General features: G+C 67.6%; 22 protein-coding genes, 1 tRNA gene and 1 pseudogene. 10 read left to right on the forward strand and 14 right to left on the reverse strand.

Features of this window, described 5'->3' with window-relative positions; genetic code table 11:
• Positions 1 to 85: 85 nt before the first annotated feature.
• The 4 genes from moaA (at position 86) to ACW4E8_RS31510 (ending at position 3602) form a co-directional block, all read left to right on the forward strand.
• Complete coding sequence (gene moaA, locus ACW4E8_RS31495; RefSeq protein WP_456808091.1) at positions 86 to 1210, forward strand: GTP 3',8-cyclase MoaA; 1125 nt, start codon at positions 86 to 88, stop codon at positions 1208 to 1210.
• A 20-nt stretch (positions 1211 to 1230) separates the two neighbouring features.
• Positions 1231 to 1830 carry a molybdenum cofactor guanylyltransferase MobA gene (mobA, locus tag ACW4E8_RS31500; protein ID WP_114132433.1) on the forward strand — a complete coding sequence of 200 codons (600 nt, stop codon included), beginning with the start codon at positions 1231 to 1233 and terminating at the stop codon, positions 1828 to 1830.
• 6 nt (positions 1831 to 1836) lie between these two features.
• On the forward strand, positions 1837 to 3126 hold the full coding sequence (gene moeA, locus ACW4E8_RS31505; protein WP_456808092.1) for a molybdopterin molybdotransferase MoeA: 1290 nt from the start codon (positions 1837 to 1839) through the stop codon (positions 3124 to 3126).
• Between the two features lie 194 nt (positions 3127 to 3320).
• Positions 3321 to 3602, forward strand: a complete 282-nt coding sequence (locus tag ACW4E8_RS31510) for a hypothetical protein (protein WP_010814663.1) — start codon at positions 3321 to 3323, stop codon at positions 3600 to 3602.
• 79 nt (positions 3603 to 3681) lie between these two features.
• Here ACW4E8_RS31510 and rmuC read toward each other — a convergent pair whose 3' ends face one another.
• The 6 genes from rmuC to ACW4E8_RS31540 all read right to left on the reverse strand — a co-directional run bounded on the left by rmuC (position 3682) and on the right by ACW4E8_RS31540 (position 10380).
• A complete protein-coding gene (gene rmuC / locus ACW4E8_RS31515; protein ID WP_456808093.1) occupies positions 3682 to 5160 on the reverse strand; it encodes a DNA recombination protein RmuC in 1479 nt (492 codons plus the stop codon).
• A gap of 27 nt (positions 5161 to 5187) precedes the next feature.
• Positions 5188 to 6183 (reverse strand): 2-hydroxyacid dehydrogenase, encoded by a 996-nt coding sequence (locus ACW4E8_RS31520; RefSeq protein ID WP_456808094.1) that lies wholly within the window; start codon positions 6181 to 6183, stop codon positions 5188 to 5190.
• Between the two features lie 4 nt (positions 6184 to 6187).
• Positions 6188 to 7612 (reverse strand): sodium:proton antiporter, encoded by a 1425-nt coding sequence (locus ACW4E8_RS31525; protein ID WP_456808095.1) that lies wholly within the window; start codon positions 7610 to 7612, stop codon positions 6188 to 6190.
• 156 nt (positions 7613 to 7768) lie between these two features.
• The gene (locus ACW4E8_RS31530) at positions 7769 to 8455 is read right to left on the reverse strand and encodes a LutC/YkgG family protein (RefSeq protein WP_456808096.1); all 687 of its coding nucleotides are present in this window, start codon (positions 8453 to 8455) and stop codon (positions 7769 to 7771) included.
• A 108-nt stretch (positions 8456 to 8563) separates the two neighbouring features.
• Positions 8564 to 9742: a nicotinate phosphoribosyltransferase gene (gene pncB / locus ACW4E8_RS31535; protein ID WP_456808097.1), complete on the reverse strand. Its 1179-nt coding sequence runs from the start codon at positions 9740 to 9742 to the stop codon at positions 8564 to 8566.
• Positions 9743 to 9807: 65 nt separating this feature from the next.
• Positions 9808 to 10380, reverse strand: a complete 573-nt coding sequence (locus ACW4E8_RS31540; protein ID WP_456808098.1) for a hypothetical protein — start codon at positions 10378 to 10380, stop codon at positions 9808 to 9810.
• Positions 10381 to 10695: 315 nt separating this feature from the next.
• On the opposite strand from ACW4E8_RS31540, the gene fdxA reads away from it, so the two are divergent.
• From fdxA to ACW4E8_RS31555, 3 genes are all read left to right on the forward strand, one after another.
• Entirely contained in the window at positions 10696 to 11019 is a 324-nt protein-coding gene (fdxA, locus tag ACW4E8_RS31545; protein WP_010814656.1) for a ferredoxin FdxA, read from the forward strand.
• A gap of 77 nt (positions 11020 to 11096) precedes the next feature.
• Positions 11097 to 12206 carry an NAD(P)/FAD-dependent oxidoreductase gene (locus ACW4E8_RS31550; protein WP_456808099.1) on the forward strand — a complete coding sequence of 370 codons (1110 nt, stop codon included), beginning with the start codon at positions 11097 to 11099 and terminating at the stop codon, positions 12204 to 12206.
• 241 nt (positions 12207 to 12447) lie between these two features.
• Positions 12448 to 12523, forward strand: a tRNA-Asn gene (locus ACW4E8_RS31555).
• 105 nt (positions 12524 to 12628) lie between these two features.
• Here ACW4E8_RS31555 and ACW4E8_RS31560 read toward each other — a convergent pair.
• The 7 genes from ACW4E8_RS31560 to ACW4E8_RS31590 all read right to left on the reverse strand — a co-directional run bounded on the left by ACW4E8_RS31560 (position 12629) and on the right by ACW4E8_RS31590 (position 21024).
• Positions 12629 to 13396 (reverse strand): IclR family transcriptional regulator, encoded by a 768-nt coding sequence (locus tag ACW4E8_RS31560; RefSeq protein ID WP_456808100.1) that lies wholly within the window; start codon positions 13394 to 13396, stop codon positions 12629 to 12631.
• Between the two features lie 69 nt (positions 13397 to 13465).
• On the reverse strand, positions 13466 to 14629 hold the full coding sequence (locus ACW4E8_RS31565) for a CaiB/BaiF CoA transferase family protein (protein ID WP_456808101.1): 1164 nt from the start codon (positions 14627 to 14629) through the stop codon (positions 13466 to 13468).
• Positions 14630 to 14641: 12 nt separating this feature from the next.
• Positions 14642 to 15808, reverse strand: a complete 1167-nt coding sequence (locus ACW4E8_RS31570; RefSeq protein WP_456808102.1) for an acyl-CoA dehydrogenase family protein — start codon at positions 15806 to 15808, stop codon at positions 14642 to 14644.
• Positions 15809 to 15856: 48 nt separating this feature from the next.
• Entirely contained in the window at positions 15857 to 16834 is a 978-nt protein-coding gene (locus ACW4E8_RS31575; protein WP_456808103.1) for a tripartite tricarboxylate transporter substrate binding protein, read from the reverse strand.
• 50 nt (positions 16835 to 16884) lie between these two features.
• Entirely contained in the window at positions 16885 to 17274 is a 390-nt protein-coding gene (locus tag ACW4E8_RS31580) for a cupin domain-containing protein (protein ID WP_456808104.1), read from the reverse strand.
• 173 nt (positions 17275 to 17447) lie between these two features.
• Entirely contained in the window at positions 17448 to 18143 is a 696-nt protein-coding gene (gene kdpE, locus ACW4E8_RS31585) for a two-component system response regulator KdpE (protein WP_456808105.1), read from the reverse strand.
• Between the two features lie 31 nt (positions 18144 to 18174).
• Positions 18175 to 21024, reverse strand: coding sequence for a DUF4118 domain-containing protein (locus ACW4E8_RS31590; protein ID WP_456808106.1), 2850 nt, complete (start codon positions 21022 to 21024; stop codon positions 18175 to 18177).
• A gap of 388 nt (positions 21025 to 21412) precedes the next feature.
• Here ACW4E8_RS31590 and rpsU point away from each other — a divergent pair, with 388 nt between their 5' ends.
• From rpsU to ACW4E8_RS31605, 3 genes are all read left to right on the forward strand, one after another.
• Positions 21413 to 21625 (forward strand): 30S ribosomal protein S21, encoded by a 213-nt coding sequence (gene rpsU, locus ACW4E8_RS31595; protein ID WP_010814647.1) that lies wholly within the window; start codon positions 21413 to 21415, stop codon positions 21623 to 21625.
• Positions 21626 to 21825: 200 nt separating this feature from the next.
• On the forward strand, positions 21826 to 22737 hold the full coding sequence (gene nodI, locus ACW4E8_RS31600) for a nodulation factor ABC transporter ATP-binding protein NodI (protein WP_456808107.1): 912 nt from the start codon (positions 21826 to 21828) through the stop codon (positions 22735 to 22737).
• 14 nt (positions 22738 to 22751) lie between these two features.
• Positions 22752 to 23618 (forward strand): ABC transporter permease, encoded by an 867-nt coding sequence (locus tag ACW4E8_RS31605; protein ID WP_456808108.1) that lies wholly within the window; start codon positions 22752 to 22754, stop codon positions 23616 to 23618.
• 19 nt (positions 23619 to 23637) lie between these two features.
• Here the strand turns inward: ACW4E8_RS31605 and ACW4E8_RS31610 are convergent.
• A pseudogene (locus ACW4E8_RS31610) lies at positions 23638 to 23862 on the reverse strand (DMT family transporter); the annotation flags it as partial.
• Positions 23863 to 24217 lie beyond the last annotated feature (355 nt).

Raw genomic sequence — 24217 nt, forward strand, 5'->3', positions numbered from 1 at the left:
CAACAGAATGCATCCGGCCCTCGAGCGCCCCTGATTTGGCCACGCCGCCAGGCCGCTCCCCGGACGCCGTGCCCACCCACAGGCCATGACCGAATCCGTCATTCCGATTTTCGACCTGCGCGACCATCGCTACCGCTCGATGACGCCCAGCATTCCCGGCAAGCTGGCTGCCCCCACCGGCCTGGTGGCCGACACCCGCGGCCGGCCGCTGCATGACCTGCGCATCTCGGTGACGGACCGCTGCAACTTCCGCTGCGTCTACTGCATGCCGAAGGAAGTGTTCGACAAGGACTACACCTTCCTGCCGCATTCCGAGCTGCTGAGCTTCGAGGAGATCGAGCGCACCGCGCGCCTGTTCGTCGCCCACGGCGTCGAGAAGATCCGCCTGACCGGCGGCGAGCCGCTGCTGCGCAAGAACATCGAGCACCTGGTGGAGATGCTGGCCAGGATCGAGACCGTCTCGGGCAAGCCGCTGGATCTGACGCTCACCACCAACGCCTCGCTGCTGGCGCGCAAGGCGCGCGCGTTGCGCGATGCGGGACTGACGCGCGTCAGCGTCAGCCTGGACGCGATCGACGACGCCACCTTCCGCCGCATGAACGACGTGGACTTCGCGGTCGCCGACGTGCTGCACGGCATCGAGACCGCGCAGGCCGTGGGGCTGGCGCCGCTCAAGGTCAACATGGTGGTCAAGCGCGGCACCAATGACCAGGAAATCGTGCCGATGGCGCGCCACTTCCGCCACAGCGGCATCATCCTGCGCTTTATCGAGTTCATGGACGTGGGCGCCAGCAACCACTGGCAGATGAATGAAGTGCTGCCGTCCGCCGAGGTGGTGAAGCGCATCGATGCGGAATTCCCGCTCGAACCGGTGCAGGCCAACTACTCCGGCGAGACCGCCGAACGCTGGCGCTACCGCGACGGCAGCGGCGAGATCGGCGTGATCTCCAGCGTCACCCACGCCTTCTGCGGCGACTGCAGCCGCATCCGGCTGTCCACCGAAGGCCGGCTCTACCTGTGCCTGTTCGCCACCGAGGGCTTCGACCTGCGCGCGCTGCTGCGCGGCGGCTACAGCGACCTGGAAATCTCCAATGCGATTGCGCAGGTGTGGCAGGGCCGCACCGACAATTATTCCGAGCAGCGCAGCGACCCGACGGTGCGCGCGAAGCGTGCCGAGCGCAAGATCGAGATGTCCTATATCGGCGGCTGACCCCGCCGCACACACAATCCATGATTGCACGCGACGACATCACCGGCCTGATCCTCGCAGGCGGCAGGGGCAGCCGCATGGGCGGCACCGACAAGGGCCTGCAGCCGCTGCACGGCACGCCGATGGCCATGCACACGATGATGCGCCTTACCCCCCAGGTGGGCGGACTGATGATCAATGCCAACCGCAACCTGGCCGCCTATGAGTCCTTCGGCGTGCCGGTCTACACCGACTCCGTGCCCGACTTCGCCGGCCCGCTGGCGGGGATGCTGGCCGGCCTGGAGCAATGCGCCACGCCGTGGATGGTGACCGCGCCCTGCGATTCGCCCTTCCTGCCGACCGACCTGGTGGCACGCCTGGCGCAGGCGATCGAGGCCGAAGGCGCGGACCTGGCGATCCCCGTCACGCTGGACCAGGACGGCCGGCGCCAGACCCAACCTGTGTTCTGCCTGATGCCGGTCAGTGCGCTCGACAGCCTGGTGGCTTATCTTTCCGGCGGCGGCCGCAAGATCGAGACCTGGGCCGCCTCGCACCGCCTGGCCGAAGTGCTGTTCGACGACGCCGCGGCCTTTGCCAATATCAACACCCTGGACGAACTGCGCACGCACGAAACGCGCTGAGCCACCATGCCCACCCTGCAATCCGTCATCTCCTGCCTTTCCGACTACGACCCCGCCGCCCTGCCGGTGGACCAGGCCAACCGCATCATCGGCGAGGTGGTCGAGCCGGTGCACGGCGTCGAGCAGTTGCCGATCCGCAGCGCCTTGGACCGCGTGCTGGCCGAGGACATCGTCTCGTCCATCGACGTGCCGGCGCATGACAACTCGGCGATGGACGGCTATGCCTTCCAGGGCGCCGCGCTGGCTGCCGCGCAGACCGCCACGGTCGAGCTGGAAGTCATCGGCAGCGCCTTCGCCGGCGCTGCAGGCGCGCTGGCGCCCACGGCGGCGCAGGCGGTGCGCATCATGACCGGCGCGGTGATGCCGGCCGGCTGCGACACCGTGGTGCCGCAGGAATTCGTGGAAGCCATGGACAACGGCGCGCGCATCCGCTTTGCCGCCGACTGCGTGCGCACCGGCGACAACCGGCGCCTGCGCGGCGAAGACCTGGCGCGCGGCCAGGCCGCGCTGCAGGCCGGGCGCATCCTCCAGCCGGCCGACCTGGGCCTGCTGGCCTCGCTGGGCGTGGCCGAGGTGCGCGTACGCCGGCGCCTGCGCGTGGCGTTTTTCTCCACCGGCGACGAGCTGCGCTCGATCGGCGAGCCGCTCGATCCCGGCTGCGTCTACGACTCCAACCGCTACACGCTGCACGGCATGCTGCGCCGGATGAACGTCGACCTGCTCGACATGGGCGTGGTGCGCGACGACCCCGACGCACTCGAAGCCGCCTTCCGCACCGCCTGCGAGACCGCCGACGCGGTCATCACCTCCGGCGGGGTCTCGGTCGGCGAGGCCGACTACACCAAGCAGATCATGGCGCGCCTGGGCGATGTCACGTTCTGGAAGATTGCGATGCGCCCGGGCCGGCCGATGGCCTTCGGCCGGATCAATTCCAATGGCCGCGACGCGCTGCTGTTCGGGCTGCCGGGCAACCCGGTGGCGGTGATGGTCACCTTCTACCACTTCGTGCGCGCCGCGCTGCAGCGGCTGATGGGCGCCAGCGTGTCGCCGCTGCCGCTGCTGCGCGTGCGCAGCGCGCAAGCCATCCGCAAGAAGCCCGGCCGCACCGAGTACCAGCGCGGCATCCTGGCGCGCGCCGACGACGGCCAGTGGGAAGTGCGCATCACCGGCCAGCAGGGCTCGGGCGTGCTGCGCTCGATGAGCGAGGCCAACTGCTTTATCGTGCTCGGCCACGAACAGGACTCGGTCAAGGCCGGCGATGCGGTCGAGGTGATGCTGTTCGACGGACTGGTCTAGCCGGACCGGCAGGCGCTACACGCAAGCGCTTGCCACACGCCGGTAGCAATGTGTCGTTTTTGTGCCGCACATTTGCGGCCGTAGCACAGCCGGCACCTGGCTTTCGCCTGCCCCCGCCGACGGCGGGCTATGCTTGGCATCGGCCAATCGCTACACTTGGCGCACGATTCAGAACCATTCGAGTATCCCCCGTCATGAATCAGGAGATCGCCTACCTCCACCCCGTCAAGACCGCCCGCGCGCTGGTGCTGGTCTACCTGTGCTTCTCGCTGCCGATCGTGTCGCTGGGCCTGTTTGTCACCTTCGTCCGCTATGGTGACCTGCCCGCCATCACGGTCTTCAGCGCAATCATCCTGAATGCGCTGATCGGCTTCGGCCTGCTGTGGCTGGCCTGCAAGGCCTACAACTGGGTGGCCGCCCGCTTCGGCGGCATTGAAGTCCACGTGCGCGAACTGGCGCCCGAAGACGAGCGCTGAGCAGCGCGCCGGCGCCCAGGCCGGCAGCAATCCGGCAGCCCCCTGCGGGGGCTTGCCCTGCCCCTCCCCTGTCGCTGGTTCAGCCGCCGTTGTCTTCGGCGGCGTCCGCCGCTTCTGCTGCATTGAGGCCAAGCACCTGCTGCGCGGCCTCGCCCGGCAGCGCTTCCACCGTGCGCAGCTTGCGCGCCATCTGGCGCGTGCGCACTTCGGCCTGCTCGATATTGCGCGCGGCGCGCTCCAGCGTATCGCGCGTTTTGGCCAGCACGTCGCCGAACTTGCCGAACTCGGTCTTGACCGCGCCCAGCACCTCCCACACCTCGCTTGAGCGCTTTTCCAGCGCCAGCGTGCGAAAGCCCATCTGCAGGCTGTTCAGCAGCGCGGTCAGCGTGGTCGGCCCGGCCACGGTCACGCGGTGGTCGCGCTGCATCAGGTCGGTCAGGCCCGGGCGCCGCAGCACCTCGGCGTACAAACCCTCGGTCGGCAGGAACAGGATGGCGAAATCCGTGGTCTGGGGCGGCGACAGGTATTTCTCGGCGATGGTCTGGGCCTCGCGCCGCAGCGCCACTTCCAGTTCGCGGCCGAAGGCGATGACACCATCCGGATCGCCCCGCTCCTGCGCGTCCACCAGGCGCTCGTACTGTTCCTTGGGAAACTTGGCGTCGACCGGCAGCCAGACCGGCGCATTGTCGCCACCCGCGGCCTTGCCCGGCAGCCGGATCGCAAACTCCACCCGCGCGCCCGAGTTGCGCACGGTCTCGACATTCTTGCCGTACTGCTCCGGCGTCAGCATCTGCTCCAGCAGCATTTCCAGCTGGACTTCGCCCCAGGTGCCGCGCGACTTCACATTGGTCAGCACCTTCTTCAGGTCGCCCACGCCCTGCGCCAGCACCTGCATCTCGCCCAGGCCGCGGTGCACCTGCTCGAGCCGGTCCGACACCAGCCGGAAGGATTCGCCCAGGCGCTGCTCCAGCGTGGCGTGCAGCTTCTCGTCGACGGTGCGGCGCATTTCCTCCAGCTTGGCGGCGTTGTTGGCCTCGATGTCCTGCAGCTTCTTCTCCAGCGTGGCGCGCACTTCGGCCAGGCGCCGCTCGTTGGCTTCGGACATCTGCGCCAGCTGCTGCTGCAGCCCGTCGCCGAAGCGGCGCAGCGTGCCGGCCTGCTCGTCGCGCGCCTGCTGGCCCTGCAGCATCATGTGCTGGCGCACCTGCTCGAGCTGCTGGGTGTTGGTCTCGGTCAGCTTGGCCAGTTGCTGCGCGAAGGTGTCGATCTGGTTGTTCTGCAGCGTGGCGATGCCCGTCAGCTGCGACGACAGCGCCTGCTGGAAGCGCAGCATCTGCTGCGCCGACTCGTCGCGGTTGCCGCGCGCGGCCTCGGCCACTTCGGTGCGCACCTCTCGCTCCAGCCGCTCCATGCCGCGCGCGCTTTCCGCGCGCATGTCGGCCAGTTGCCGGCCAAGCTCGGCCCCCGGCGAGGCAGCCTGCTGGCGCAGCAGTACGATTACCAGCAGGACGACCGCGAGCAGCGCCACGGCCAGCGTCAGGAACGGAATCAGGGTCATGCAGCAGGAAACAGGTGGATGGCAGGCTTAGCGGCGCCGCGACATGACATCGGGGTTGATCACGGTGGGCGGATGGCCGGCCTGCGGGCCCTGGTCGAGCGCGGCGATCAGGTTGTCGGCGGCCAGCATCGCCATCGCACGGCGAGTCTTCTCGGACGCGCTGGCGATATGCGGCGTGAGCACGACGTTGGGCACCGTGAGCAGGTCCGGATGGACGCTGGGCTCGCCCTCGAACACATCCAGGCCGGCGCCGAAGATGCGCTTGTCGCGCAGCGCCTGCGCCAGCGCGGCATCGTCGACGATGCCGCCGCGCGCCAGGTTGACCAGCGTCGCGGTCGGCTTCATCAGCGCCAGCTCGGCCGCGCCGATGGCGTGGTGGCTCTGCGGGCCATAGGGCAGCACCAGCAGCAGGTGGTCGGACTGGCGCAGCAGGTCTTCCTTGCTGACATAGCGCGCGTTGAGCGCGCGCTCGGTGTCCGCCGGCAGCTGGCTGCGGTTGTGGTACAGCACGCTCATGCCAAACCCGCTCGCGCGGCGCGCCAGGGCCTGGCCGATGCGGCCCATGCCGAGGATGCCGAGCGTGCTGCCGTACAGGTCCATGCCGACCAGCATGTCGTAGCTCCAGCGCTGCCACTTGCCGGCGCGCAGGTAGTGCTCGGCCTCGGTCACGCGGCGCGCGGTCGCCATCAGCAGGGCCCAGCCGAAGTCGGCGGTGGTCTCGGTCAGCACGTCCGGCGTATTGGTGGCGACGATGCCGGCGGCCGTCAGCGCCGGCACGTCCAGGTTGTTGTAGCCGACCGCCATATTGCACACGGCGCGCAGCGCCGGCAGCCCGGCGACCACATCGCCGTCGATGCGGTCGGCGGCATTGGCCAGCACGCCGGCCTTGCCCGCCAGGCGCGCCTTCAGCGCGGCGGCGTCCAGCACCGCGTCCTGCTGGTTGTCGTCGACATCGAAATACTGCGCCAGGTGCGCAATGACTTCGGGATAGATGGCGCGGGTGACCAGGACAGACGGCTTCATGGCATCACACTCGGAAGAAAAGGAAGGTCATGATGACGAACAGCGGCATCAGGAAGATGCCCGAGTACAGCATGTAGCCGAAGAAGCTCGGCATGCGCACGCCGCGGTTCTCGGCAATGGCCTTGACCATCAGGTTGGGGGCATTGCCGATATAGGTGTTGGCGCCCATGAACACGGCCCCGGCCGAGATCGCGGCCAGCGTCGAGGCGTCGCGCGTCATCAGCGTGGCCGCGTCGCCACCGGCGGTGTTGAAGAACACCAGGTAGGTCGGCGCGTTGTCCAGGAACGAGGACAGCAGGCCGGTGGCCCAGAAGTACATGCCGTCGACCGGCTGGCCGTTGCTGTCGCTGACCGCGCGGATCACGCCGGAGAAAGCGCCGTCCGTGCCGGCCTTGAGCATGGCGATGACCGGGATGATGGTCAGGAAGATGCCGGCGAAGAGCTTGCCGACTTCCAGGATCGGCTCCCAGTTGAATTCATTGCCGGCGCGCGCCGTCTGCGGCGTCACCAGCAGCGACACCACCGCCACCACCACCAGCAGCGCATCGCGCACCGCGGCCTGCAGCGGCACCTCGGTGCCCAGGATGTCGAACGAAATGCCCGGCTTCCACAGCCCGCTCATCAGCACCAGGCCGATCACGGCCAGCAGCAGCGCGAAGTTGAATTTGCCCTCGATGGCGATGCCGCCCGAGTCCGGCGTGGGGTCGCTGCGCGGCGGCAGTTCCTCTTCCTTGTTGTGGTAGTAGTGACGGTCGACCAGGTAGAACAGCACCAGCAGCACCACGCAGATAAAGACCGTCTCCGGGAAGATGTTGCGCATGGTCCAGAAGAAGTCCACGCCCTTCAGGAAGCCCAGGAACAGCGGCGGATCGCCCAGCGGCGTCAGCGAGCCGCCGGCATTGGCCACCAGGAAGATAAAGAACACCACCACGTGCGCCACGTGGCGGCGGTTGTCATTGGCGCGCAGCAGCGGCCGGATCAGCAGCATGGCCGCGCCGGTGGTGCCCATGAAGCTGGCCAGCAGCGTGCCCAGCGCCAGGATGCCGGTATTGAGCCTGGGCGTGCCGTGCAGGTTGCCGCGCACGCAGATGCCGCCGGCGACGATATACAGCGAGGCGATCAGAACGATGAACGGGATGTACTCGGCAAGCAGCGCGTGCACCGCGCTGGCGGCGGCCGCATGCGTGCCGAACGCTGCCGCGAACGGCAGCAGGAACAGCAGCCCCCAGCCCGCGGCGATCTTGCCGTAGTGGTGGTGCCAGAACTTGGGCGCAACCAGCGGCCACACCGCGATCGACAGCAGGATGCCGGCGAACGGCAGCCCCCACAGCGAGGACAGCGACGCCCCGTCAAGGTCCGCGGCATGGCCGACGGCGGGAAAGGCGGCCAGCACGGCCAGCAGCGGCAACAGCACGGAGGCACGTCGCATCAGGCAGGATCTCCTCGGGAATGCAGCATTCATTGACGCACCGCCGGCACGAAGCCGCGGCACGCAGGCAAGCCTGCAAGTGTAATTCAAGCACCTCTTGCGCCGGGCCTGCTGCAACAGCGGTGCATCGCATTCCGTGCGGCGGAAGCCGCGGGTTCAGGCCTCGTCGACCAGGATCACATGCACGCGGTACGGGCCATGGGCGCCGAGCACGATGGTCTGCTCGATATCGCCCGTGCGAGAAGGCCCGCTGATGATATTGGTGGCGCGCGGCAGTTCGCCGCGCTCGCTGCGCACCAGCGCAAAGGCGTCTTCCAGACCGGCGACGATGCGCGAGCGCGGCACCACCGCCACATGGGTCTCGGGCAGCAGTGCGGCCGAGGCAAAGGTGGCCGGACCCGACAGCAGCATCAGCGAGCCGGTCTCGGCAATCGCGCAGAAGCAGCCGGTGATGCCGACCAGGTCGCCATGCTCGCGGTCGGCCTCGACCTCGCGCACCGGCGGGCGGCATTCCACCGCCAGCCCCGCGGCCTGCCACGGCAGCGGGCCCAGCGCGTCCCACGCCACGGCACGGTGGACCAGGTTCAGGCTGTCGAGGAAGCGCACGGTGGCGGCGGGCACCTCGCCCATCGTCGCCACGCGGTCCACGGTCGAGGCCATGCGCTGCGCCTGCGCCAGGAAGGCCTCGGCCAGGTCGGCCGCCACCGCCGGGCGCGGACCCTGCGGGTGGCGCGACAGGTAGTCGGCCACGGCCTCGCGCTCGCCCGCGCTCGGCCGGGTCGGCCTGCCTTGGGCAGCACGGATGCGGGCAAAGATGCGGTCGCGGGCGTCGTTGGTTTCCATAAGGCCTGGTGGGGGGTCGCGGAGCGCGGCAAGGGCGCGATGCGCCGATTATAGTGGCGAGCGCCGCGCGCAAAGCATGGCGCGGCGGGCGCGATGTGTTGAATTTTGCTACGCCCCGGGCTGAACCGAGTACACCTGGCGCAGGTAGGACAGGTAGCCGACATCGTCGCACATGGTCTTTTCCGGCGTGTCCGACAGCTTGGCCACCGGCTGCCCGTTGCAGCGCACCATCTTGATCACGATCTGCAGCGGGGTATAGCCAAGGTCGTTGGTCAGGTTGGTGCCGACGCCAAAGGCCAACCGGCAGCGGCCATGGAAGCGTTCATACAGCTCGATCACGCGCGGGATGTCGAGGCTGTCGCTGAAGATCAGCGTCTTGGTGCGCGGGTCGACGCGGTTGGCGGCATAGTGGGCGACCATGCGCTCGCCCCACTGCATCGGGTCGCCGGAATCATGGCGCACGCCGTCGAAGAGCTTGCAGAAATACAGGTCGAAGTCGCGCAGGAAGGCATCGAAGCCATAGGTATCCGACAGCGCGATACCCAGGTCGCCGCGGTACTCGCGCGCCCAGCGCTCCAGCGCGTACACCTGCGAATCGCGCAGCCGCGGGCCCAGTGCCTGGCAGGCCTGCAGGTATTCATGCGCCATCGTGCCCAGCGGCACCATATTGTGCAGGCGGGCAAAGTGGACGTTGCTGGTGCCGGCCAGTTGCGGCCCCAGCTGGCGCCGCATGGTCAGCAGCACCTCTTCCTGCCAGTCGCGCGCAAAGCGCCGGCGCGTGCCGTAGTCGGCGATCACGCAATCCGCCAGCTCGGGCGTCTTCAGCAAGGCCAGCTTGTGGTCCAGCCGGCGGCGGCCTTCGGCCAGGTCGGGCCTGGGCTGGGTGCGGCGGAAATAGACCTCGTTGACGATCGCCAGGACCGGCACTTCGAACATGATGGTATGCAGCCACGGGCCGATGATCGAGATCTCGATCTCGCCGTTGCCCTGCGGGGACGGCCGCACCGAGACATATTTCTCGTTCAGGTGGAACAGGCCGAGGAAGTCGACGAAATCGCTCTTGATAAAGCGCAGGCCGCGCAGGTAGGCGAGCTCGTCGTCGGTGAAGCGCAGCTGGCACAGGTGTGCCACCTCGGCGCGGATCTCATCGATATAGGGCGCCAGGTCGACGCCCGCATTGCGGCACTTGAAGCGGTATTCCACTTGCGCCTGCGGGAACTGATGCAGCACCACCTGCATCATCGTGAATTTGTACAGGTCGGTGTCGAGCAGAGACGGGATGATCATAGCGAGGCAGACGGCGATGCCGGGTCAGTACGTCATGCTAACCGAAGTCTGGCCGCAGGCGCCGCTCAACCACCATCGAGGAAGGGCTGTGGCTGCCGCGGCGCCTCCCTGCCCTTTGCCTTGCCCTGCAGGCACCACAGCTGGCGGCCGTCTGTCCCGGGGCACGACACCAGCGTGGCGGCGGCGCGCGGCACCCGCTGCGGCAGCGGCTCGGCAAAGGCGCCATCGCCAGCCATGATGCGCTCGGTGTAGACCTGCGCCCCGGCGCGCTCGAAGCGCAGCACCTGCACCCGGTCGCCCGGCTGCGGCTGCAGCTGCGGCCCGCACGGCATCAGGCCGGCCCGGCTGCAATGGGCGATGGCATCGCCCGCGGGCGAATCGGTCACGCTGAAGTGATCCCAGTCGAACGCGGTCAGCGCCGGCAACGCGACCGGCGCGTCAGTGCGCGCGCGCCACGCCACCAGGCGCGATACCACGCTGTCGGCCATGCCCGGCGACTGGACCAGGGCCTGGGCGGCAACGGACCCGATCGGCACCAGAAATGCCGTCAGCAGCACAGCAATAGGCGCGAGGGTCCGGCACATCGCGGCATGGCGCGGCAGGCTGGCATGGCTGGCAAGGCAAGGCTGGCGTGGCATACGGGTCTCCCGGCACGGATGCAAGTGACTGCTGTCGGCCTTCATCATGCCCGCTGGCGGGCCGGCATGCCAGCAGGCCGCCATGCGTTAAATCAAAAGCGCATAAAGAAATAAGAAAACTATCTGATCCGGCTATATAGACCCGCTATTCTTGCCAGAAGGCTCGGCTACAATATCGGTTTCCGAAAGGCCTCGGCCGGCGTTCGTCCAGCCCATGCTGCCATGCGGCACCATGCGGTAGATGCGGCGCGTCCGCCGGCAAGAAGCGGCCCCACAGTTTCCCATTAAAAGCCGACCTGTTTTCCTGGAACCGAAATGACTCACGTTGTCACCGAATCCTGCATCCGTTGCCGCTACACAGACTGCGTTGACGTGTGTCCGGTCGATTGTTTCCGCGAAGGCCCCAACTTCCTGGCCATCGACCCGGATGAGTGCATTGACTGCGCCGTGTGCGTGGCCGAATGCCCGGTGAACGCCATTTACGCCGAGGAAGACGTGCCGGGCGACCAGCAGCAGTTCATCGACCTGAACGCCGAGCTGGCCCGCAACTGGCCCTCCATCACCAAGACCAAGGCCCCGCTGGCCGAGGCCGAGGAATGGAAGGACGCCACTGACAAGCTGCAGTACCTGCAGCGCTGACAGAACAAGAAGGCCGTCCCCACGCGCTTTCCGCAACACCGGGCACAAGCGGCCCACGCAAACGTATCAGGACGAATATGGACTTGAGCATTCCAAATCCCGTCGCCGACACGACCAAGCAGGTCGACGGCGGCAGCCCTGCAGGCGGCCAGCCGCAGGAAATCGATGCGCTGATCGTCGGTGCCGGCCCGGTGGGCCTGTTCCAGGTCTTTGAACTGGGCCTGCTCGAAATCAAGGCACATGTCATCGATTCCCTGAAGGTGGTCGGCGGCCAGTGCGTGGAGCTCTATCCGGACAAGCCCATCTACGACATCCCGGCGGTGCCCATCTGCACCGGCCAGGAACTGACCGACAACCTGCTCAAGCAGATCGAGCCGTTCGAGCCCACCTTCCACCTGGGCCAGGAAGTCGCCGTCGTGGAGCGCCGCGAAGACGGCCGCTTCTTCGTCGAGACCTCGCTCGGAACCCGCTTTATCACCAAGACCATCTTTATCGCTGCCGGCGTGGGCTCGTTCCAGCCGCGCACGCTGAAGGTCGAGGGCCTCGACAAGTTCGACGGCAAGCAGCTGTTCTACCGCGTCAAGGACCCGAGCCGCTTCCATGGCCGCAACCTGGTGATCGTCGGCGGCGGTGATTCGGCGCTGGACTGGACGCTGGACCTGGCCGGCAAGGCCGAGTCGGTGGTGATGATCCACCGCCGCGACGGCTTCCGCGCCGCGCCCGCCTCGGTCGCCAAGATGAAGGAACTGTGCGAACAGATGGAAATGCAGTTCGTGGTCGGCCAGATCGGCGGCTATGAAGAGAAGGACGGCGTGCTCACCGAGATCAAGGTGACCGGCGCCGACGGCGTGACCCGCCGCCTGCCGGTGGATGACCTGCTGGTGTTCTTCGGCCTGTCGCCCAAGCTCGGCCCGATCGCCGAGTGGGGCCTGGACCTGGAGCGCAAGCAGATCAAGGTGGACACCGAGAAGTTCGAGACCAATATCCCGGGCATCTTCGCGGTGGGCGACATCAACACCTACCCCGGCAAGAAGAAGCTGATCCTGTCGGGCTTCCACGAGGCCGCGCTGGCCGCGTTCGGTGCTGCGCCGTATATCTTCCCCGAGAAGAAAATCCACATGCAGTACACCACCACCTCGCCGAAGCTGCACAAGATCCTCGGCGTGGATTCGCCGGTATTCGACTGACCAGTATGAGTGCCGCAGAAAAAACCGCCACAAGGCGGTTTTTTTCTGGCACAAATCCAAAACCGTAGCTATAATGCGGCCTCGCTGTTCAACGCAACGGCACGAAGCCAGCAGAGATGCCCTTCGCACCGTACGGCAGGCAGCAAGCCGGAAGCTTCCAGACACCTTCTGACAAGAACAAAATGTCGAAAGGGTGTTGACGAAGAAAAGAGAAACTGGCTATAATTTCTTTCTCAGCTGTTCCCCGATAGCTCAGTCGGTAGAGCGACGGACTGTTAATCCGCAGGTCCCTGGTTCGAGCCCAGGTCGGGGAGCCAACCGATACGGAAGCCCGGTGCAAACGCACCGGGCTTTTTCGTTTTGGGCTTCGGCACAATGCGTCACGGCAGACCGACTGCCGCAACGCCCTCCTCTCTTCTACATCATCCCTGCAGCGAAGCGCTGGCAACCTTCAGTGCCGCGACGATGCCCTCCGCATTGACCTCGACCCGATGCAGCGGTCCCGCCACCGACAGGCCATAGGTCACGCCACCCATCGTTACCGGCATGGCGATGGCCCCCAGGTCCGGGAACGACTCACCGAAATTCGGATACCAACCCTGCTTCTGCCAGGCCTGCATCATCGCTTCCAGCTCCTGCGCCGAACCGATGGTGCGCGGCGTGCGCGCGGCGAATGACAGGCCTGAGAGCAGTTCGCCGCGCGCGCTGGCCGTCATTGCGCCCAGGATGGCGCGGCCGATCGAATTGACATGCGCATCGCGCAGCTCGCCCGGCGCGGCGATATAGCGCACCGGATTGGCGGATTCGCGCGCCTCCAGGTACAGCACGCGCCCGTCGTCCTGCAGCTTGCCGAAGATCACGGTCTCGCCGGTGGTGTCGCGCAGCGATTCCAGCACCGGCTGCACGCGCTCCAGCAGCGGGTCGTTGCGCGCGATGCGCTGGGCGATATCGAGCAGCCGGCGCGTCGGGTAGTAGCCCTGGCGGCGTCCGGTCTCGTACAGGTAGCCCAGCGAGGCCAGCGTGCGGATCAGCCCCAGGCAGCTCGACATCGGCGCGCCCAGCAGCCTGGCCAGCTCGGTCAGCGTCAGCGAGCGCCCTTCGCGCGCATAGATCTCCATGATCTCGATCACGCGCAGCGCCGTCTTGACGCTGGCGTAACCGGATTTCTCCGCTGCTTCGTTTTCTGCCATCGTAGGCTTCCTCGACTTCAGTATCTGTTGGCCGGGATTGTACGCGGCGGAGTCGGCCGGCAAGGCGCGTCAGCCGCCCTCCGCGCCGCCTGACCCGGGCAACGCCTGCGGCCAGCTGCGGATATTGCCGGGCGTGCGCGAGAAGCGCGTCGGGATGCCGACCCCGCGCAGGCGGCCTTCGCTGGGATGGTCGTATTCGAACATCATGCCGGTGGCGCGCAAGTGCGGGTCGTCGGCCAGGCTGTCGAAATGCGGCACTTCGCTGTGCGGGATATCAGCGTCGCGCAGCAGGTCCAGCCATTCGGCCGTGGTGCGCTGCGCGACGATCTCGGCCAGCGTGGCGTAGAGCGCGTCGATATTGGCACTGCGCGCGGCCGGGGTGGCATAGCGCCGATCGTGCGCCAGTTCCGCATGGCCTGACACATCGAAAAAACGCAGCCATTGGGCGCTGGTATAGGGCAGCAGCGCAATATGGCCGTCGCGCGTGCGATAGGGCTTGCGGTGCGCCGACATCACGCGCGGATAACCGGCCGGCCCGAGCGGCGGGACGAAGGTCTGCCCGGCCAATTGCTCGGTGGCGAGGAAGGACACCAGCGTCTCGAACATCGGCACCTCGATGGCCTGGCCCTGGCCGGAGCGCTCGCGCTCGTACAGCGCCATCGGGATCGCATAGGCCACGGTCAGCCCGGCCACCTTGTCGGCCAGGATGGTGTTGACGTACTGCGGGCCTTCGTTCGAGTTCGCACCCTGGAACTGCGCCATGCCGCTGCGCGCCTGGATGATGTCGTCGAAGGCCGGCGCCCCTGCGTAGGGCCCTTCTTCCGAATAGCCGTAGGCGCCGCAGTAGATCAGCCGCGGATGGTCCGCGCGCAGCGACGCATAGTCCAGCCCAAGCTTGCGCAGCGACTGCGGCCGCACGTTGGAGACAAAGACATCGGCCGTGGCGATCAGGGCTTTCAGCGCGGCGAGGTCGTCGGGCTGCTTCACGTCCAGCACCACGAACTGCTTGTTGCGGTTCAGGTTCAGGAAGCTGGCGCCCATGGCCGCGTGCCGCGCCGGCTCGGCGTGGCGGAACACGTCGCCGGCGGGCGGCTCGACCTTGATGACTTCGGCCCCCATGTCGCCGAGGATCTGCGTGGCATACGGCCCCATCGCGACCGAGGTCATGTCGATCACGCGGATGCCGGCCAGCGGCCCGGTGGCCGCGCTCGCCTGCGCTTGCTCTGCTTGCATCGTCGCTCCCGCTCAGTACGACTTGGGCAAACCCAGCACGCGCTCGGCGATAAAGCACATGATGAGCTGCGGGCTGACCGGCGCGATGCGCGGGATATAGGACTCGCGCAGCAGCCGCTCCACGCGGTACTCGCGCGAGTAGCCCATGCCGCCCAGCGTCAGGATCGCGGTCTGGCAGGCGTTATGGCCGGCCTCGGCGGCGAGGTACTTCGCCGTGTTGGCCTCGGCGCCGCAGGACTGGCCTGCGTCATAGCGCGCGGCGGCCTTGAGCATCATCAGGTTGGCCGATTCCAGCTGCATCCAGGCCTGCGCCAGCGGATGCTGCACGCCCTGGTTCATACCGATGGGGCGGCCGAACACCACGCGCTCCTTGGCGTACTGCGTGGCGATGGCCAGCGCCGCGCGGCCCAGGCCGATGGCCTCGGCGGCGATCAGGATGCGCTCCGGGTTCAGGCCGTGCAGGATGTATTCAAAGCCCCTGCCCTCTTCGCCGATGCGGTCTTCCTCCGGGATGAACAGGTCGTCGATAAACAGCATGTTGGTATCGACGGCAGCGCGGCCCATCTTGTCGATCTCGCGGATCTCGATCTTGCTGCGGTCGACTTTGGTGTAGAACAGCGACAGCCCTTCGGTCGACTTCTTCACCGCCTCCAGCGGCGTGGTGCGCGCCAGCAGCAGCATGCGGTCGGCTACCTGCGCGGTCGAGATCCAGATCTTGCGCCCGCTCACCGAATAGCCGCCCGGCACCTTGCGCGCAAAAGTCTTGAGCTTGGTGGTGTCCAGGCCCGCGTCGGGCTCGGTCACGCCGAAGCAGGCCTTCTCCTGGCCGGCGATCAGCGGCGGCAGGAAGCGGCCCTTCTGCGCGTCGGTGCCGAACACCACCACCGGGTTCAGGCCGAACACATTCATATGCACCGCCGAGGCGCCGGTCATGCCCGCGCCCGACTGCGAGATGGTCTGCATCACCAGCGCCGCTTCCAGGATGCCCAGGCCCGCGCCGCCGAAGGCCTCGGGCATCGCCACGCCCAGCCAGCCGCCTTCGCACAGCGTCTTGTAGAACTCGTGCGGATAGGTGCCGGACTTGTCCAGGCGGTCCCAGTACTCCATGTCGAACTGCGTGCAGACCTGCTGCACGGCCTCGACGATGGATGCCTGTTCTTCGGAGAGATCGAAATTCATAGCGTTACCTGCCTGATGTCGTTGTCTTGTTCGTTGCCTGTTCGTCGCCTATTCCGGCTGGATGCCTGCGTCCTGCACCAGCCGCGACCACTTCTGCAGCTCGGCCACGACAAACTGGCCGAGCTCGGCCGGGGTGCTGCCGAACGGCTCGAAGCCCAGCGCGTGGAACTGCGGCGCATGCTGCTTGCTGATGGCGATGGCAACCAGTTCACGATTGAGCCGCTGCACCACCGGCGCGGGCACCCCGGCCGGCGCGAACACGCCGTTCCATGAGGTCACGTCGAAACCCTTCAGCTCCGGCACGCTCGCCAGCGGCGGCAGGTCGGGCAGCAGCGCGCTGCGCTGCGCGGTGGTCACCGCCAGCGCACGCAGCTTGCCGGCGCGCACGTTGGCGATGCCCGCGGCAAAGTCGACGAACATCGCCTGCACCTGGCCACCCATCACATCGGTCATCGCCGGCGGCGTGCTCTTGTATGGCACGTGCAGCATCTTCAACCCGGCCATCTTCGACAGCGTGGCGCCCGACACGATGCCGGTGCTGTTGCCGCTGGCATAGCTCAGGCCCGGATGCGCGCGGGCGTAATCGATGAACTCTCGCAGCGTCTTCACCGGCAGCGCCGGGTTGACCACCAGCATGAACGGCAGGTTGCCCATGCGCGAGACCGGCGTGAAATCCTTGACCGGGTCATAGCGCAGCTGCTTCATCAGCGACGGGTTGGCCGAATGCGTGGTGTTGGTGGTCATGAACAGCGTGTAGCCATCGGCCGGGGCCTTGGCCACGAACTCGGCGGCAATGGTGCCGTTGGCGCCCGGCTTGTTGTCCACCACCACCGGCTGCTGCAGCGCCTCGCCCAGGTACTTGGCGGTCAGGCGGGCCACGGCATCGGTGCCGCTGCCGGCAGCGAACGGCACCACCAGGCGCAGCGGCCTGGACGGGAATTCATCGGCCGATAGCGCCGGGGTGGCGGCCAGCGCCGCGGTGCACCCGAGCACCACGCTGGCAAAGGCGTTCTTGAAGGACTTCACGGTGGTTGTCTCCTGTCGTTGTTAAATCCCTTGCCGTGACCAGCCGCGTCTTATGTGGGCCGTATCACGCGCTCGGGGGATTCCTCGTATGGCGGGGAATAGATGACCAGAATTTTGGCCGGCTCCTCGCTGACCACGGTGAACACATGCATCTGGTCCGGCGGGAAGAAGCAGCAGTCGCCCGGGCCCAGTTCCTTGCGCTGGCCGCCGACCTCGGCCACGGCGCGGCCTTCCAGCACGTAGCAGACCTGCTCGATGCCGGGATGCGCATGCGGCAGCGCGCCCTTGCCCTTCTCGATGGTGCCGTGGATCACTTCCAGGTGCCGCGACCCGACGGTCTCGGGCCCGATCAGCCGGCGGTTGAGGGTGCCGACATGGTTGGCGGGGTGGTAACCCTTGACGTAGTCGGTCGAGATGAAATAGACGGGTTGGTCCTGCATGCGGCGCTCCTGCATTAATTCATATTTATGAATAACAGTTTATCCTGTTGAATTTGCGCGTCAAACGATTTCGACGTCGTTGCGGGTTTACCGGGAGTGGACGCGAGGGGGCGAGCGCCAGCCTCACGCGGGGCGTGATCGGCAAAAAAGTGCTTTTTTGAGTGACCCGGCGATCAGCCGGCGAAGCGGTAACCCACCCCGATCTCGGTCAGCAGGTAGGCAGGCTGGGCCGGGTCGGCTTCCAGCTTGTGCCGCAGGTGCCCCATGTAGACGCGCAGGTACTGGCTGCTGTCGGCATGCGACGGCCCCCACACCTCGCGCAGCAGTTCGCGATGGGTCATGACCTTGCCGCGATGCGCCAGCAGCACCGCCAGCAGCCGGAACTCGATCGGCGTCAGGTGCACCGGCTCCCCCGCACGCGTGACCTGGCGGTTGGCCAGGTCCACGGCGATCTCGCCGAAGGCAACCTGCGCCCGCCCCTGCGCGCCGGCACGCACATGGCGGCGCAGCAGCACGCGCAGGCGCGCCACCAGTTCGCCCACGCCGAAGGGCTTGGTCAGGTAGTCATCGGCGCCGGCGTCGAGCGCGCGGATCTTCTCGGCCTCGTCGGTCCGCGCCGACAGCACCAGCACCGGCACTTCAGTCCAGGTGCGCAGGTCGCCGATCATCGATACGCCGTCGCCATCGGGCAGCCCCAGATCCAGGATCACCAGGTCCGGCTGGCGCGTGCCCGCCTCGATCAGTCCGCGCTGCAGCGATTCGGCCTCGTGCACGGTGCAGCCCTTGTCCTGCAGCGCCGCGCGCACGAAGCGGCGGATATGGGGCTCGTCTTCCACCAGCAGCACTGTGGGCGAAAACTCGAATGGCATGACGCGTCGGATCCTTGAAAGGTTGTCGGGTTCAGGCCGGCAAGCCGGCCGCTTCCGGTTCCAGCACCGGAGGGTTGCCGCGCGGCAGCGTGACCACGAAGCGCGCGCCGGTGCCTTCGCCCTGCGCCTGCGCATGCACCGGCTCGACGCGGATGCTGCCGCCATGCGCCTGCACGATGGCCTCGCACACGGCCAGCCCCAGGCCCACCCCGGTGGTGGCGGACTCGCGCTCGCCGCGGGTGAATTTCTCGAACACCTGCCGCGCCATTGCCGCCGGCACGCCGGGGCCGTCGTCCTCGACGACCAGGTGCACGGCGTCATCGGAGACCTCGCCGCGCACGCGAATCTCGGTGCCCGGCGCAGAGTACTTGGCCGCATTCTCCAGCAGGTTGCACAGCACGCGCTCCATCAGCACGCCATCGCATTCCACCAGCGGCAGCGCCGACAGGTCGGCCACCACCACGCGGTGCCGCGCCAGCGCATCGCGCAGCGACGCCAGCGCCGCGCCGGCCAACTCTTCGAACGACTGCCATTCCTTGCGCAGCGCCACACTGCGGCTTTGCAGCCGTGCCATGTCGAGCAGGTTGGCCACCATCGCGTGCATGCGGCGCGCTTGGTCGCGCATGGCGCCGACGGTCTCGGCCACCTCCGGCGCCAGCGGCGGCGTGCCGCGCTGCAGGGTCTCGGCCATGCCGATCAGGCTGGTCAGCGGCGTGCGCAGGTCGTGCGACACCGCGGCCAGCAGCGAGCTGCGCAGGCGCTCGGACTCCATCGTCAGCAGCGCCTGCTGCGCCACCTCGACATAGTGCAGCCGCTCGATCGCAATCGCGATCAGCGTGGCAAAGACATCGACCTGGCGCCGCAGCGCGGGCTGCGCAAACGCGCGCCAGGTGCGCGGCTCCACCGCCAGCACGCCGCGCACCTGCATCGGCGCCTTCAGCGGCAGGTACAGCACCGTGCCGGAAGGCAGCGTGTCGGTGCCGGTGCCGGCCGGCTGGCCGTGGTTGAAGACCCATTGCGCCAGCACGTGGTCGACGGCATCGCTCTGTGCCGCGCCGCCGGCGTCGGGGTCCGTGGCTGCGGGCAGCAGCCGGCCGTCCGCGCCGACCAGGAAAAAAGCGGCACGCGCATCGAACGCCGCGCGCAGGAAGCGGCTGCCGATGCCGACGATCTGCGCGTCGGTCAGCGCCGCCGACAGCTCGCGCGCCAGCTCGTACAGCGTGCGCGCATCGGTCTCGCGCTGCACCGACACCTGGGCCTGCTCGCGCAGGCCGGCCGTCAGCTGGCCGATCACCAGCCCGACTGCCAGCATCACCAGGAAGGTCACCAGGTATTGCACGTCGCTGACCGCAAACGACAGCTGCGGCGGCACGAAGAAGAAATCAAACGCCCCCACCGCCACCAGCGAGGCGAACGCCCCCGCGGTGCGTCCGTGGCGCAGCGCCACGCCGGCCACCGCCAGCAGGAACAGCATGGCGATATTGACCAGGTCGAACCACGGCCGCGCCAGCGCCGACAGCGCGGTGGCACCGGCGCACCAGGCCACCGCCCACAGCAGGCCCGGCCACTGCGCAGGCCGGGCTTCTGCCTGCGGCGGCTCGGTGCCGGGCAGCATGGGCGCATCACCGGGGGTGTCCTGCCGGACGCTGTCGGCCGCCACGCGGATCACGTCGATCTCGGGACACGCCGCAGCCAGCGCATCGGCAAAACTGGTGCGCCCGAACAGCCACGCGCGCGCGCCCAGCCATGGCGCCAGCGCGCGCGCCAGCAGCGCGTGCACGCGGCCGGGCAACGACGTCCCGCCGTCGGCCCAGCGCGCCGGCGTGCGGCCGATCAAGACCTTGGTCAGGTTATGCCGCCGCACATAGCCGGCCACCGCCGCCACCATGTCGCTGCCGGCCAGCGTTTCGGTACGCGCGCCCAGCGCCTCGGCCAGCCGCATGGCTTCGTCGAGCTGCTCGCGCTGGGCGTCGGGCACGGGTGCCAGGCGCGGTACTGACACTGTCACCACATGGCAGTCGCAATCGAGCTGCCCGGCCAGCCGGCGAGCGCTGCGCACCACCTGCGCGGCATCGCTGCCATGGCCGATGCAGGCCAGCACCGCTTCACGCGTGCGCCAGACCGGCTCGATCGAGGCTTCCTGCCGGTAGGCGCGCACGTCGTCGTCGACACGGTCGGCGGTGCGGCGCAGCGCCAGCTCGCGCAGCGCAATCAGGTTGCCCTTGCGGAAGAAATGCTGGACGGCATGGCGGGCCTGCTCGGGCACGTACACGCGCCCTTCGCGCAGGCGGCGCAGCAGTTCGTCGGCGGGCAGGTCGACCAGCACCACCTCGCCGGCATCGTCGAAGACCGCGTCGGGCACGGTCTCGCGCACGCGGATGCCGGTGATGCCGGCCACCGCCTCGTTCAGGCTGTCCAGGTGCTGGACGTTGACCGTGGTCCAGACATCGATGCCGGCCGACAGCAGCTCGGCGATGTCCTGCCAGCGCTTGGGATGGCGGCTGCCGGGCGCGTTGCTGTGCGCCAGCTCATCCACCAGGATCAGCGCGGGCCGGCGTGCCAGGGCTGCGTCGAGATCGAATTCCTGCAGCGTGCGGCCGCGGTAGTCGACGCGGCGCAGCGGCACACGCTCGATGCCTTCGGCCAGCGCCTCGGTCTCGGCGCGGCCATGGGTTTCGACCACGCCCACCACCACGTCGCCCCCCTGCCCGCGCTGCGCGCTCGCCGCGGCCAGCATGGCGAAGGTCTTGCCGACACCGGCCGAAGCGCCGAAATAGATGCGCAGGCGCCCGCGCGCGGCGCGTTCGCCGGCGGCCTGCATGCGCTGCAGCAGGTAGTCGGGGTCAGGGCGGAGATGGTCGGGTTGGCGCGGCTCAGGCATGATGGGCGCTCTTGCCTCGCAGCGGCGGAGCGCAGCCAGATTGTGCCACGCAGGCGGCGGCATAAAGTGCGCCAAAGTAGACTAACGGCGATTTCCGACGCTGCGCCCGCGCGCGCATTGCACTGCATTCTTGACAGTGCCGTCGTATACATGCCATAGTTACGGGCGTATAGCATTCATGGAAACCGGTACTGTCAGGCTCCAGTTGTATAGGACCTGGCGCTATCACCCCTGACACTGGTTGCACGGACTGAAACGTCCACATCTTTCAGGTTCGCGGGGGCGCACCAGGGCATTAGCCCGGCGTGCAATACCAGTCGCTCCGGCGACCGCAGTTTCCCCCCGTGTGAACCAGCCGCTCCTTGCGGCAATCCCCTAAAGGACTGAATTGACTAAGATCGTCTTGAAACCCGGTGAGCCCGTTGAAGTCGCGATGCGGCGTTTCCGTCGCGCCATTCTGCAGACTGGCCTGATCGTTGAACTCAAGAGCCGCACCGCTTACGAGAAGCCGACGACCGAGCGCAAGCGCAAGAAGAAGGCCGCCGAAGCACGTCTGCGCAAGCGCCTGCGCATGCAGATGCTGCCGAAGAAGATGTACTGATCCAGTACGCTTCGCCGCCTGGCACCGCCGGGCATAAAAAACCGCCAGTTCGCTGGCGGTTTTTTTATGCCCGCGCGCCAGGCCAGCCCCGCTGCCCGTTGCGGCCGCGGCCTTTGCTGCACTGCGCCACCTGAGCGTTGCGCCGATGACCGGCATAATGGCGGATATTGCGCCCGTGCGGCGCCACACCGGACCCTGCCTTGACTGCCATCCTAGAGTTGCGCAAGGTGCGCAAGCAATACGGCGACACGGTCGTGGTCGACGACCTCGATCTCCAGGTATTTCGCGGCCAGTGCTTCGGCCTGCTGGGCCCCAACGGCGCCGGCAAGACCACCACGCTGCGCCTGCTGCTGGGCCTGACCACGCCCATGGCCGGCACGCTCACGCTGTGCGGCGAGCCCATCCCCGAGCGCGCCCCGCAGGCGCGCATGCGCGTGGGCGTGGTGCCGCAGTTCGACAACCTCGACCCGGATTTCTCGGTGATCGAGAACCTGCGCATCTTCGGGCGCTACTTCGGGCTGTCGTCGACCGAGATCGAGCGGCGCGTGCCGATGCTGCTGGAATTCGCCCGGCTGGAAAACCGCGCCGATGCCCAGGTGCGCGACCTCTCCGGCGGCATGCGCCGGCGCCTGACCGTGGCGCGCGCGCTGATCAACGACCCTGACCTGCTGGTGATGGACGAGCCCACCACCGGCCTGGACCCGCAGGCGCGCCACCTGATCTGGGAGCGGCTCAAGTCGCTGATGGCCAGCGGCAAGACCATCCTGCTGACCACGCACTTCATGGAAGAGGCCGAACGGCTGTGCAACTACCTGTGCGTGATCGACGGCGGGCGCAAGATTGCCGAAGGCAAGCCGCACGAGCTGATCGACAGCCAGATCGGCTGCGACGTGGTCGAGGTCTATGGCGATGAACTGGACACGCTGCGCGGCAGCCTGACGCCGCTGGCGCAACGTACTGAAATGAGCGGCGAGACGCTGTTCTGCTATGTGCGCGAGCCCGCCCCGCTGCTGGCGGCGCTGCACGGCAGGAACGGCGTGCGCTACCTGCACCGCCCGGCCAACCTGGAGGACGTGTTCCTCAAGCTGACCGGCCGCGAGATGCGGGACTGAACCGAGGGACTGACATGAGCGAACAGGATCCCCGCCCGGATACCACCGATACCGCCCCCGCGGCCAGTGGCGGCCACGCCGCCGCGGCACCGCGCCAGCGCTATCCGCAGCCGCTGCTGCCGCGCAACCTGCGCAATTGGATGATGGTCTGGTACCGCAACTACATGGTGTGGAAGAAGCTGGCCATCCCGTCGATGATCGGCAACCTCGCCGACCCCATGATCTACCTGTTCGGCCTCGGCCTCGGGCTGGGGCTGATGGTGGGCCAGGTCAACGGCGTGTCGTATATCGCCTTCCTGGCCGCCGGCACCACCGCGTCCAGCGTGATGATGTCGGCCAGCTTCGAGTCGATGTATTCGGCCTTCTCGCGCATGCACGTGCAGCGCACCTGGGAGGCGATCATGCATGCCCCGCTGACGCTGGGCGACGTGGTGCTGGGCGAGATTGCCTGGGCCGCCAGCAAGGCGGTGCTGTCCGGGCTGGCCATCATGCTGGTGGCGGGCGCGCTCGGCTATGCGCAGATGCCCGGCGCGCTGCTGGCGCTGCCGGTGATCGTGCTGGCCGGCATTGCCTTTGCCGCGCTGGCGATGATCGTCACCGCGCTGGCGCCCAGCTACGACTTCTTCATGTTCTACCAGACCCTGGTGATGACGCCGATGCTGCTGCTGTCCGGCGTGTTCTTCCCGCTGGAACAGTTGCCCGAAGGCGTGCAGGCAGCCACCAAGCTGCTGCCGCTGGCGCATGCAGTGGCGCTGATCCGGCCGCTGATGCTGGGCCGTCCGTCGGAGGATGTCGGCCTGCACCTGGCGGTGCTGGGCGCCTATGCGGTGGTGGCGCTGGTGGTGTGCCTCGTGCTGCTGCGCCGCCGGCTGCTGCGCTAAGACTGCCGCATGCCGAGCCTCAGGCGCTGCCCACCAGCTTGAGCCCGGCAATCCCGCACACGATCAGGCCGATGCAGGCCAGCCGCGCCGCGGTGGCGGGCTCATTGAAGAGTATGATGCCGAGGATCGCGGTGCCGACCGCGCCAATGCCGGTCCAGACCGCATAGCCGGTCCCGACCGGGATATGCCGCAGCGCCAGCAGCACCACGCTGATGGCCATGCCGATCAGCGTGATGACGCCAGGGCCTGTTCACATATAAAACGTGCGCGCGTTGGCCCGAGCCGGGGTCAGCTACGCGAAGGGCGTCGCCGCAAAGGGTCATTCCCTTTGCAAGACGCCCGACAAAGTAGATGGCCCCGGATCGGGCCAACCCGTAGGGCAAGGGGGATACGCGGCGCATTGCGTCGTTGCCGGCCGCTTGCTTGGAATAACCAAGCGGCGCGACCGGCGCCTAGCACTGCACCGCGTATCCCCCTTGCGCGCGCACGTTTTATATGTGAACAGGCCCTAGTGTCCTGAGTCAGAAATTCATTGCATTATTGATATCTCCTTGTACTCTGCATTGAAGGCACACACAGGGCGAGGCAGCGATGAGAGG

It is taken from the genome of Cupriavidus sp. CP313 (assembly GCF_054072015.1).